Raw genomic sequence first — 11,526 nt, forward strand, 5'->3', positions numbered from 1 at the left:
CCCGCCGCCGTGAGCCCGCCCCGCTGATCCGGATCGGTGGCAAGATCGAGATCAGGTGGGTCGCCGCCTGCCTCGACCGCCCGGCCGCCCTCGCCCTCACGACGGCCAGCCGAGACGACCGCCGAACCCTCAGGAGGACGCATGCTGCCCTGGTCAGCCGACTTCGCAGGCCGGATGGACCACGACGTCATCGACAGCGCCGCGCTGCGCGGCAACCCCCTCGGCGACCCGCACGAACGACCCATCTGGGTCTATCTGCCTCCGGGGTACGACGAGGACGACACCCGGCGTTACCCGTCCATCTACGTGATCCAGGGCTACACCGGTCACCTCGGGATGTGGGCCAACCGGACACCGTTCCGTCAGCCGTACCCGGAACTCGCCGACGCCGTCTTCGCCAGCGGTGAGGCGCCGCCGGCGATCGTCGTGTACGTGGACGCGTGGACGTCCGTCGGCGGCAGCCAGTACCTGGACTCCCCCGGCACCGGCCGCTACCACACCTACCTGTGCGAGGACGTGGTCGCGTGGGTCGACGCCCGCTACCGCACCGTCCCCGACCGCGACGCGCGGGCCATCACCGGCAAGTCCAGCGGCGGCTACGGCGCCATGGTCACCGCCATGCTGCGGCCCGACGTGTTCGGCGCGCTCGCCACCCACGCGGGCGACGCCCTGTTCGAGACCTGCTACCAGCCCGGGTTCCCGAGCAGCGCCCGCGAGCTTCGCGACCGGTACGAGGGCTCCTACGACCGGTTCCTCGCCGACTTCCGCGGCCGGATCGCCGGCACCCGCGACAGCGACCTCACCCTCATGGAGACCTACGCGTACGCCAGCGCCTACTCCGCCGACGCCGACGGCACCGTGCGCATCCCGTTCGACGCCAACGGCGCGCTCGTCCCCGAGGTGTGGGAGCGCTGGCTGGCCGTGGACCCGGTCCTGATGGCCCGCCGCCCCGAGTACGCCGAGGCGCTGCGCTCCATGCGGGCCATCTGGATCGACGCCGGCACCCGCGACGAGTGGTACCTCGACCTGGGCGCGACGGCCTTCCGCGAGGCGGTAGCGGCGGCGGGGGTGCCGGACGACCGGGTGTACTTCGAGCTGTTCGAGGCCGGCCACATGGCCATCGAGTACCGCTACCCGCCCGCGCTGGCCTGGCTCTCCCACCGGCTGGCCGGGCTCTCCGGATAACGCTCCTCGATGACGAGCGCCCGGAAGTTTTCCGGAACCGCGTAATCCCCGGTGGTGAACCCACTCCTCTCTAGTGAACGAGAGGAGATTCGATGAGCAAGAACAGACTGACGCTCGCGTTGTCACTCATAGCCACGGTGGCCGCGACCGTACTGGCCGGGACGGCCCCGGCCGCGTCCGCGACCGTTCAGGCGGCGCCCAAGGCCGCCACACCCGCGTTCGCCTGCGACGCCACGGACACCAAGGAGAAGGGCTGGGTGCTGCCGGTCTACGTCCACCAGCCCGGCCAGAACCAGTTCGCCACCGAACTCGAATCGGTCGAGCGGACACTCTGGGAGACCGACCAGACCTTCGACGCGAGCGCCCACCGGTTCGGGGGCTCGCTGCGGATCAGGTACGTGCAGGACGCCGGCTGCCGTCCCATCGTGGCCCAGATCCCCTTCGTGAAGGGCCGCAACCGGGCCGAGCTGGGCAAGGCGTTCCAGGAGAACCTCGCCGCCCAGCCGGCACGGGTGCGTGAGCTCGCGGCGACCAACCGGGTCAAGCTGATGTTCTTCGTCCGCGACAACGAGATCACCGGCTCCTGCACCGGCGGCGGAGCCGACGCCGGTCTCAGCAACGGCGGCGTCATCCTGCCGCGCTGGTGCTGGAGCGAGGCCGGGTTCACCCACGAGATGATCCACGGCTTCGGGCTCGGCCACTGCAACGTGGACGGCACGTCCGAAGGCAACGGCGACGACCCGGTCTGCCGCAACATGGGCAGCAGGCCCGAGTGCACCGGCGACACCGCGTCCAACTACCACCTCGACTCGTGCCGTACGGACAAGTTCCGTTACTTCGAGCCCACCAAGGCATCGCAGCCGGCCGGGGAGCCCCTGGCCAAGAACAGGAACGTCGCGTTCAGCCCGTACCTGATCACGGACCGGCCGACCCCCGCGGCCGACTTCCGGATGCGCGTGGTGGAGAGCAGGCTGTGCCTCGACGGCAGCGCCCAGGAGGTCACGCAGGCCGAGTGCTCGAACGACGGCGAGCAGACCTGGCGCCGGAGCATCGACAGCCAGGGCTACCTGACGATCCGCAACGTCGGAACCGGCCGGTGCCTGCAGCTGACCGCCAAGGACAAGGAAGCCGTCCCGGTGATCACCGCCCCGTGTGTGGCGAAGCAGAAGTCGCAGCAGTGGATCCCGGACGCCGACCAGGACAGGACCAACTTCCTCAACCGCTCCGGCGGCAAGTCCGGCGCGAAGCTCACCGTCCAGGGCGTGAAGGACGGCGCCGGGGCGAAGGTGGTACGCGGCGGCGGCACCACGATGGTGGCGGAGTATCTCGGCACGGGTGGCTCCTCACCTGCCCCGACCAAGACCGCGGCCCCGGTTCCGACGACGACGCCGACCCCTCGCCCGACCGACTCCGGCGAACCGGCCCCGACCCGGACCTCGCTGCCGGTCTCGCGGAACATCCGCCTCGAGAGCGCCTCCGGCCGATGCCTGACCTCCTCCCGCACGAGCGTGCGCCTGGGCTCGTGCCGGGCGGCGAACTGGCGGATGATTCCGGTCGCCGGCCAGGCCGTGCAGATCCGCAGCAGGGGCCGTTGCCTGACCCTCGGCACCCTCGGCCCGGCCCGCATGGGCAAGCGCTCGGTCGTCCTGGCCGGGTGCGGCAGGACGAGCGTGAGGCAGCAGTGGGTGGTTGAACCCCGACAGAACGGGATCATCACCCTGAAGAGCGCCGCCACCAGGGCCACCCGGCTCGTCGGCGAAGGCCACACCCGTGTGTACGCCATGACCGCGTACCCGAGCAGGTCGCTCACGTTCACGATCAGGTAAGTGGAAGATTCGCGACGCGAGGACGCGGCCCTGACCAAGCTGGTCAGGGCCGGAGACAGCCATGCCGTGGCCAAGCTGTACGAGCGGCACCACGCCGCCGTCCTCGCCTTCGCCCGCCGCCTGTGCCCCGACCCGCACATCGCGGAGGACCTGGCGAGCGAGGCGTTCACCCGCACCCTGCGAACCGTCCGCGGCGGCGAGGCCGGCCCGTCCGCCTCGTGGCGTCCCTACCTGTACGCGGTCGCCCGCAACACCGCGGCCGAGTGGGCGCGCACCGATCAGCGGCGGGTCCTCACCCCCGACTTCCGGGACGACGAGCTGACGGTGGCCGAGCCCGCTCCGCCCGACGATCTCGTGACCCGCGCGTACCGGTCGCTGCCGCCGCGCTGGCAGGCCGTGCTGTGGCACACCGTGATCGAGAACGAGCGGCCCGAGCAGGTCGCGGAGATCCTCGGCACCACCCCCGGCAACGTGAGCGTGCTGGCCTTCCGCGCCCGCGAGGGCCTGCGCAAAGCGCATCTGGCCGCCCACGTCACGAGCGCCTCGACCGACTGCCGCAAGTACGCCGACGCGCTGGCGGCTGCCGTACGCAAGGAGGGCGGCCGCCTTCCCCGGGCCCTGCGCGCACACCTCGGCTCCTGCCCGAGTTGCGCGCGCGCCCACGGCCGGCTGCTCGACCTCAACGCCACGCTGCGGGCCGCGCTGCCGGTCGCGCTGCTGCCGTTCGCCGTGGAAGGGCTCGGGAAGGCCGCCGCCGGGAAGGGCGCCGCCGCCGGGCTGATGGGCTGGGCGGTCCCGGCGACGGCGATGACCGTGATCGCCGCCACCGCCGCGGTCGTCCTCACCCTGCCCTCGGACCCGCCGACTCCGCCGGCGGTCTCCGCCACCCCTGCGCGACCCGCCTCCCCCACCCCCACCCCCACTCCCACTCCGACCCGGTCCCGCACGCCATCCCCATCGCTCTCGCCCTCGAAGACCCGTGAACCCACTCCGAAGCCGACCCGGACAACGATCACCGGCACCCGGATCACCTACGCGGGCCGATGCGTCGGCGCGGCCGGCGGCCGGATCGCGGCGCTGCGCTGCACCGACCCGCGGACGGCCTGGCGGGTCAAGGGCGACGCGTCCCGGTTCCAGCTCGTCAACGCCGTGACCGGGCGCTGCCTGACGGCGGGCGCCAGGTACGACACGGTCTCCTTCAACGGCGGCGGCATCCGCGCCGTCCAGCTCGTCCCCTGTTCCGCGGCCCCGGACCAGCGCTGGAGCAGACCCGCCTTCAGCGACGGCGTGCCCCGCCTGGTCAACGTCCCCACCGGCATGGCCCTGTCCATCGGCAGGGAGTTCGGCGGCAAGCGCCCGCCCACCGCGTTCATCCTCTACGGCGCCTACACCGACTCCGCCGACCAGCGGATCACCTTCCGGGACGGCTGAGCGCCGGCAACCGTCTCCTCTCGGGTCCTCACGGCGCCGCCCTGGTCCGGCTCCCAGTAGGTGACGCGGACGCGCCGCAGCCACTCCTCCACCACGTCGCGGCCAGGCTGGGCGGGCAGCGGGGTGCGGGCGATGCCGAAGGCCTCCTCTGTGGTCTTCAGCAGCGTGCGCGCCTCCTCGGTGTCGCCGGCGGCGACCCGCTCACCGAACGCCCGGATGGCGTCGGGGTCGGGCAGCCGGATGAGCAGCCGCCCGGTCTCGTACAGCTCACGGCCTTGATGCAGGAGCCGGGCGAGATGCCGGGCGTGCTTCGAGGTGCGCCGGCGGAGGTCGGCCGAGAACGAGCCGTCACCGCGTCGTTCGAGACGGCGGAACTGCTCAGTGGCGTAGCCCAGATAGGCGTCGCGGACGCGCGGCGCCGACAGGAACGCGGTCCTGATGGAGATGAGCTCGTCGCCGAGCGGGGTACGCGTCTCGTACAGGTCGTCCGGCAGCCACAGCAGTTCCATCACGGTCGGGTTGCCGGCCAGAGCGAGCCTGCACCACTTGCCCGCTTCGTGCAGCGTCCTGTCCGGACCGGTGGAGACGATGCTCTCCCTGGGGCGGGTCAGGCCGACCAGGTCCAAGGTGGGAGCGGCGTAGACGCCGAGCCGGTCGACGTCGCTGCCGGGCCCGGCCAGGCCGTACGCGGTCGACCCGACGACGCCGGCGAGCAGGACGTTCACGAGACTGTCTCCTTCTGGGCCTTCCCCCTCGATCAGCCACCAGGATGGGGGTGATCACCCCGTTGAGGCACCCGGTTTTCCGCACCGCCACATGACACCCGGCACCACCCGGATGTTGACACCTGTCATACGGCACCGATGATTGCCGCCTCTACTTCACCCCGCCGTCCTGTTGGAAGATCGAACCATGACAAACGAGGAGATCACCCCCAATTGGACGCCCGGACTGGCCTGCGGAATCGCCGTCGGCGTCGGCTTCTGGCTCATCACGGGCAACCTCTCGCTGGGCATCTCGCTGGGGGTGTGCATCGGACTCGCTCTCTCGTACGGGCTGGGCTCCAAGAAACAGGACCCGGACGAGAAGCCCTGACGCCCGCGCCACGCCCGCGCCATCGCCCATCGCCCCCGAACTCCGGCCCGACGGCCACCCGCCCGTCAGGGCCGAAGTCGATTCCCTCATGGGACGCCCGCGGCCGTCGCGCACGAACGCGGGGCACGGTCGCGTCAGGTCACTCGACCATGATGTGATGAAGGGCCTTGGCCGGCCCGGCCGTAACCTCCCCCGACCACGTCGCGAGGTAGGTGTGCCTGCCGGCGCCGGTGGGCGTGTCGGTGAAGGCGTACGTGCCGTCGGCGTTCACGCTCACCGGCGGGAGCTTGACGCTTCCCCCGCCGACGCCGTCGACGGACACGCTGCGCTGCACGGTCAGCGTGGCCCTCGGCGAGGGTGGCTCGCCTCCCACTTCGAGCACGCCGGTCAGCTCCATCGCCGTGCCGACGACGCCTGACTCCGGCCCGTCCAGGGTGAGGGTGGATCTGTGCCTGAACGTCACCATGACGGAGGCGCTGCTGGCGCGATAGCGGACGTCGCCTTCCCAGAACACCTCGTACGTCACCTCACCGACCTCCGGCGGGGTGTCGTCGAAGGTGAACGTGCCGTCCTTCTGCGTCGTCACGCCGGTGATCGGCTCTTTCGCCCCGTTGGTCAGGCGCCGGGTCACCGTGAGCGGCCTGAGCCCGAGCGGCTTGCCGTCGGCGCGGGTGAGCCGCCCCTCGACGGTGACCGGCGAGTCGACGTACGCGCGGACCGGGGCCGTCACCGTCAGATGAGACGCGGGCAGGGCGACGCCCGTCACCCGCCAGAGCAGCAGCCGGTCCGCGGAGTTCCGCAGCAGCATGAAGACGTCTGTGCCGGAGAACGCGACACCGTCCACGAGCGGTTCGGCGTCAGGCTGGTCGGCCGCGAACAGCTCCGCGCCCGTCGCGGCGTCGTAGAGCGTGAGATCGACGCTGCCCCACTGGCGTTCCGCGGCGACATAGGCGCCGTCCGAGCCGATCGCCACAGCCGACGGATAGCCGTCCCAGCCGTCCCCGTAGGTGCCGGTCGCCGCCAGGGTTCCGGTGTCGTACCTGGTGAAGTGACCCGGACCGTCGGCCGCGGCGAACAGGGTGGCGCCGTCGGAGGTCAGGGCGAGGTCGCGCAGGTAGTCCAGGCGCCACTCCTCGCCGTCGATCGTGCCGCGCAGCTCCGGGGCGCCGCCACCGACGTCGTAGACCAGCATGTCGGCGTGGTGCAGGCCGGTCTGGCCGACCACCAGCGTATCGCCGGCGGCTGCGATCACCGGAGGGCGCAGCTGCGCGCCCCCGACCGCCGCGGGCGCCGGTGCGGCCACGGCGAGATCCAGGCCGACGACGCCACTGGGCCCGCTGTCGCAGCCATGTCCCACCCACAGCCGCTCGCCCAGCAGGGCCAGGGTGGACGGGCACGGGTGGGCCGACAGGTCGATCCGCCGGGTGACGGCGAGGCTCGCGGTGTCGATCTCGGCCACCTCGTTCGAGCCGCTGAGTGCCGCGTACAGGCGGGTGGCGTCCGCGTTCACGGCCAGCTCACGAACGCCGGACAGTCCGGTGACGACGCCCCCGGTGAGGGTCCCGCCGGTGTCGGCCACGATGATCCGGTCGTCGGCGGCGACGAACACCCGGCCGCCGCCGACGACCAGGTCACCGGTGTAGGACTCGGAGGTCACCCCGAGATCGGTCGTGGTGCCGGCCGCCGAGGCGGCGGGGGCCGCGACAGCGAGCAGACCGGTGACCAGTCCGGCTGCGGCGCAGTGAGCGGCTAATCGACTGAGCAGTGGATGGCGCACTAAGGCCTCCCGCATAGATGGGAACATGTGTTCTAATCACCTATGGCGGTCGCTCCCTCGTCAAGACCCAAACAGCCCCACGAGACCAAACTGTGATCAGAAAACTCTCAGCTCCCATGAAGCGCACAGAGGCAAAGTCATCTCCAGCGCCCTCTTGGGGAAATAGTCTTCGATGGCGTCCGAGAGGGATCGCTACTCTCCCGCACATGGCAGTCCCCGAGATCATCCCCATCGGCTACGAACCCGAGTACCACACCGGCGACATCGGCCACTGGGAGGGCGGGCAGTTCCTCGGCTCCGTCGTCGCCGCCTTCCCCGAGGGCTACACTCACACCGACGACTGGCAGGCACACAAACGCTGGCACGCCGTCCTGCACACCTTCGACGCCGCCGGCCACCACCTCGACTCCCGCATCGAGCGCACCGGGACCGATGATGATCACTGGGTCGCCGTCAACACCGCACGCGACCGGTTGGACGGATGGCTCGGCGAACTCCCCGGCCTCCGCTTCGGCGACATCGCCATCCGCCCCTTCCGCCACGTCGTCGAAGGAGTGCTGTTCGGCCTCGTCATCGAGACCTTCGAAGACACCGAACACGCCGAGCTCTACCCGAACACCATCGGCTTCTACGAACCCTGGGACGGCTCATACGACACCTGACCACCAGATCCGACGTCCAGGGGCGTCGTTAGCAACAGCGTTAGCAAGATCGGTTGGATCTCGATTGTCCCGAGACGGCTGCCGGTGCTGCCGCTCGATGGTCAACCGGTCCGCTGCACCGCGGGCACGAACCCGCCTTGGGCCTTTCCGTCTTCGGCCAGGGTCGGCCAGTCGTCCACCGCGCTGTGCGAGTCGACGACCAGCACGACCGCACCACCGGCCCGGTCCACGGCCTCCAGCCATGCGAAGCGCTCTTCGGTCTCCTCAGGAGAGGCCATGCCATCGACGAAGATCCCGGAATCACCGGGGCCGTCGACCACCGAGGCGGTCAGGCCGGCAAGGATCTGCCAGCCCTCGCAGGGCAACGGCCTGCCCGCATCGAGCTGAAAAACGGGAAGCTTCTCGACCGGGTCAGTCGAAACGAGAACCAGCGTCGGTATGGCACCGCCGAGGTAACCGGTGTTCTCGCGATGGATGTAGAGCGGCACTCGGCGAGTATCCCATCACCATGCCTACCGCCGGAGCCGTCGCGATCCGCGCACGGATAGGGGCGGGCCGCCCGCTCTTGTATCGTGCCGACCGTGGCGCACTCCGACTGGTCAGATATACGCGAACGGCTTTCGAGACTGGCCGCCACGCCTGCTGCCGGCGCGGTGTTCGGCTCGGCGAGCCACGGTTGGACGCTTGAGCTGCCGCTGGGAGCCGATGATCTGACTGCGGTGGAGGCACAGCTCCGGGTAGAGCTCCCCGGCGAGTACCGGTCCTTCCTGCTACAAGCCGGGCGGGGTGGAGCAGGACCCGCCTACGGGCTCTTCCCTGTGCATCACGTGGACGGACGGTGGCGGTGGGAGGGCGACGGTGCCGACCTCACAGACCTGGACACGTTTGACCAGCCGTTTTCCCACGTCGAGGCGTTCAACCTGGTCGACGGTCTGCCCGCACCGCCTGATGAGGAAGACTTCGATTCCGCGCGTACGTCTTCACGACCGGCTGGGGAGACCCGCTCTTCCCGGACACGCCCAGCTCTCTGATGCCCAAGCTCATCGAGACCCACAACAACCAGAACCCAAGAGCCCAACTCCCCCACGCCCGCCGGCACGACCTCCGCCATATCCACGCCACGACCCTGCTCCTGGCCGGCGTCCCCGTCCACATCGTGGCGGCCCGACTCGGCCACGCCGATCCGGCGATCACCCTCCGGGTCTACGCCCACGTCATCCATGAACAAGCCGCGACAGCGGCAGAGGTCTTCGCCAGGGTGATCAACGGCTGACGAAGACGTACCACCGTGTTAGCAAGCCCGTTAGCAAGATCTCGACATTGTCCTGACAAAGCAAGAAGCCCCTGACGGCGAATCGCCTGTTCAGGGGCTTCTGGTTGCAGAGCCGACGTGGGGAATCGAACCCCAAACCTTCTGTTTACAAGGGCAGGGCAGAAGCCTGGTCGATGCGCCGCTGGCCTGCTCAAGTGGTGATCGTGGACGGTCGGAATGCGGTCCTGTGAGACAGCGTTGCTGTACGCGCTGCTGTACAGCAGGAGAGAAGCGTGCCCAGCGCTGACTCGACCTCCGCGCCGTAGGGCGATCGAGCCGCAGGGTTACAAGTTGGACTCCTTCATCGTGAGTCAACCGCTGGTCAACCGCAGGTCCCCGGCCCAACTCTCTGCGACCACACTCCCCGAATCGAACACGAACTCCGCTCCCACCCGCTCGGTACCGTCCACCCCGCCGCCGAACCGCTCGACAACGCGGATGAGCCGTCCGCCGACGTGCGGTACGAAGGGAACGTCATCCGGGGCGGAGACCACATCGACTCGGCTGCCCAGCTCTTCCATCACGTAGCCCTGACCTGGTTCGCCTGGCTCGATCCGAAACGACCAATCGGCAGCGACTCCGATGTCAATGATCACCGACTCCAAGCGAAGCCACACCTCGATGACCTCAGGGGGGTCGGTTCCATGTACGAACTGGGCGACTACCACTCCGACCAGACACTTGTCCGCCAGACTCGCAAGATCCATGGACTCGGCCACCGTGCTCCAATCTCAGTCCCGGGGCTCCGCCAGGTACCGGGACCTTAAATGGGGCACCCGACGACTGATAGCAAGGACCGACGCATGCGTTCTGCCACGATGACCGCCCCGGCCACGACAGCAAGTCCGGGAAGTGAGCAATTCGGCACGGCCTTGATCCCTTCGATGCGAAGCCACTTGATCGTGCCCCTGAAAGGCCAACGATGGGTTCGACCTGCGGAAACAGTCAGACAAGGTCCATGAACGTCCGCCCTCGTACGCCTCGATCGTCACCCAGTTAGTCACCCAGCCGAACTATCCCCGAAGCGCGCGCACGTGCTGTTCTTGTCGCAGCCACAGCGCTTCGGCCAGGTAGAGCAGTCAGCGCCGTCTAACCTCACACCATTACGAATGGGCGTTGAGGATCAGACGGCCATCCACAAAGGCTTTCGTTCCGTCCGAAACGTCGTGCACAGATGTCATATAGAGGCCATCTTGCTCGGCGGCCTCTCGCATCTTCTGGATCGTGTCCTCGTCCGGACGAGGAAGCTCTATGGGATCGAGGGTCAGCGGCGCCTGTCGGGCTACCACCGAGCACCATCCGGCGTTGTTCGCTAGAGGAATCCTTCCGACCAGGACCGTACCCATAGCAGTCCGCCCCGGCCAGCTAGAGAGATCGGTGCCGGGCCGCTCAATGAAGACGTCGAAGTTCATCGCATCTGAGTCCACATCCACCTCGATGAGGTGCGCACCATCAGGATCAGCGAGCGAAATCATGGCGACAGCAACCGGCTGAACGATCAGGACTGCGCGGGTGAACCCTGCTGCAATCTCTGCCGGGCGCGTCCAACGCACGCTCTCCCGCTTGTTCGTCTTATAGTGCCAAGATCCCGATTCGTGGAGGCTGATATGCGCAGCCTTCTCCAGCCCTTCTCGCTCTAGAAAGAGCTCAGGCTTCGAGGCACCCGACCGAACGCGCCATGTACGTGAGCGCAATCCCGCGACCTTGATGCCGAAGCGGAGGTCCGGACTGTTGTTTCCCATGGGGCTCGATAATACTCTTGATCACTTATCGCCTCGCCTGGTTATTTCGCCCACCTACAGCACCCTCATCTGATCACCTCGTACGCCGTCGACTCACCGCGTAGCGGCAGCGGGCCGGGGACGGAGTGTCAAGCTCGGCTTCGTGTGTACGTTCGCCGGTCGCCGTTCCTCGATCATATGTTGTCCTGCGGTCAGAGCCGGGCTTGATACGGAGGAGCCGGTCTGCTGGGCTTGCCTGAGTCGATGGTGTGCGAGGTGATCAGCCCCCCAGCCACCCATCTACGTTCAGGGCCGTGTGGCGATCACCTCGGTGCCGGAGTGCTCCCGCCGGAGGCATGCTTTGACCTCGTCGGCTCTGTCCGGCAGTCAGCGTCCCGCATGGTGCTGGTGGGTGCTCGCTTCGTCGTTCTGGCTGCGTTCGTTGGTGCGGCGGGTGGCCGGGCGGGACCGGCCCGGAGAGGCCGCACGCCCGCCCGGACCGCCCGGCCGCGGGCCC

General features: G+C 69.0%; 12 protein-coding genes. 7 read left to right on the plus strand and 5 right to left on the minus strand.

Features of this window, described 5'->3' with window-relative positions; translation table 11 throughout:
* Positions 1-141 precede the first annotated feature (141 nt).
* The 3 genes from OUY22_RS32770 to OUY22_RS32780 all read left to right on the plus strand — a co-directional run bounded on the left by OUY22_RS32770 (position 142) and on the right by OUY22_RS32780 (position 4,442).
* On the plus strand, positions 142-1,185 hold the full coding sequence (locus OUY22_RS32770) for an alpha/beta hydrolase (RefSeq protein ID WP_270159139.1): 1,044 nt from the start codon (positions 142-144) through the stop codon (positions 1,183-1,185).
* Between the two features lie 92 nt (positions 1,186-1,277).
* The gene (locus tag OUY22_RS32775) at positions 1,278-3,011 is read left to right on the plus strand and encodes an RICIN domain-containing protein (RefSeq protein ID WP_270159140.1); all 1,734 of its coding nucleotides are present in this window, start codon (positions 1,278-1,280) and stop codon (positions 3,009-3,011) included.
* On the plus strand, positions 3,012-4,442 hold the full coding sequence (locus tag OUY22_RS32780; RefSeq protein ID WP_270159141.1) for a sigma-70 family RNA polymerase sigma factor: 1,431 nt from the start codon (positions 3,012-3,014) through the stop codon (positions 4,440-4,442).
* Here OUY22_RS32780 and OUY22_RS32785 read toward each other — a convergent pair.
* Complete coding sequence (locus tag OUY22_RS32785) at positions 4,397-5,167, minus strand: nucleotidyltransferase domain-containing protein (RefSeq protein ID WP_270159143.1); 771 nt, start codon at positions 5,165-5,167, stop codon at positions 4,397-4,399. The genes OUY22_RS32780 and OUY22_RS32785 overlap by 46 nt on opposite strands.
* A 187-nt stretch (positions 5,168-5,354) precedes the next feature.
* Here OUY22_RS32785 and OUY22_RS32790 point away from each other — a divergent pair, with 187 nt between their 5' ends.
* On the plus strand, positions 5,355-5,537 hold the full coding sequence (locus tag OUY22_RS32790; RefSeq protein ID WP_270159144.1) for a hypothetical protein: 183 nt from the start codon (positions 5,355-5,357) through the stop codon (positions 5,535-5,537).
* Between the two features lie 139 nt (positions 5,538-5,676).
* Here OUY22_RS32790 and OUY22_RS32795 read toward each other — a convergent pair whose 3' ends face one another.
* Complete coding sequence (locus tag OUY22_RS32795) at positions 5,677-7,314, minus strand: hypothetical protein (RefSeq protein WP_270159145.1); 1,638 nt, start codon at positions 7,312-7,314, stop codon at positions 5,677-5,679.
* 206 nt (positions 7,315-7,520) lie between these two features.
* Between OUY22_RS32795 and OUY22_RS32800 the strand changes: the two genes are divergently transcribed.
* Positions 7,521-7,976 (plus strand): hypothetical protein, encoded by a 456-nt coding sequence (locus OUY22_RS32800; protein WP_270159146.1) that lies wholly within the window; start codon positions 7,521-7,523, stop codon positions 7,974-7,976.
* A 101-nt stretch (positions 7,977-8,077) separates the two neighbouring features.
* On the opposite strand, the gene OUY22_RS32805 is transcribed toward OUY22_RS32800, so the two are convergent.
* Positions 8,078-8,464 (minus strand): hypothetical protein, encoded by a 387-nt coding sequence (locus OUY22_RS32805; protein WP_270159147.1) that lies wholly within the window; start codon positions 8,462-8,464, stop codon positions 8,078-8,080.
* 93 nt (positions 8,465-8,557) lie between these two features.
* Between OUY22_RS32805 and OUY22_RS32810 the strand changes: the two genes are divergently transcribed.
* Positions 8,558-9,007 carry an SMI1/KNR4 family protein gene (locus OUY22_RS32810; RefSeq protein WP_270159148.1) on the plus strand — a complete coding sequence of 150 codons (450 nt, stop codon included), beginning with the start codon at positions 8,558-8,560 and terminating at the stop codon, positions 9,005-9,007.
* Positions 9,007-9,249, plus strand: coding sequence for a tyrosine-type recombinase/integrase (locus OUY22_RS32815; RefSeq protein ID WP_270159149.1), 243 nt, complete (start codon positions 9,007-9,009; stop codon positions 9,247-9,249). The genes OUY22_RS32810 and OUY22_RS32815 overlap by 1 nt, the downstream gene beginning before the upstream one ends.
* 350 nt (positions 9,250-9,599) lie before the next feature.
* Here OUY22_RS32815 and OUY22_RS32820 read toward each other — a convergent pair whose 3' ends face one another.
* Both OUY22_RS32820 and OUY22_RS32825 read right to left on the minus strand, forming a co-directional pair.
* On the minus strand, positions 9,600-9,884 hold the full coding sequence (locus OUY22_RS32820; protein ID WP_270159152.1) for a hypothetical protein: 285 nt from the start codon (positions 9,882-9,884) through the stop codon (positions 9,600-9,602).
* Between the two features lie 507 nt (positions 9,885-10,391).
* Positions 10,392-11,030, minus strand: coding sequence for a hypothetical protein (locus OUY22_RS32825; RefSeq protein WP_270159150.1), 639 nt, complete (start codon positions 11,028-11,030; stop codon positions 10,392-10,394).
* Positions 11,031-11,526 lie beyond the last annotated feature (496 nt).

Origin of the sequence: Nonomuraea corallina (assembly GCF_027620315.1) — a bacterium.
In the GTDB taxonomy this organism is placed as follows: domain Bacteria; phylum Actinomycetota; class Actinomycetes; order Streptosporangiales; family Streptosporangiaceae; genus Nonomuraea; species Nonomuraea corallina.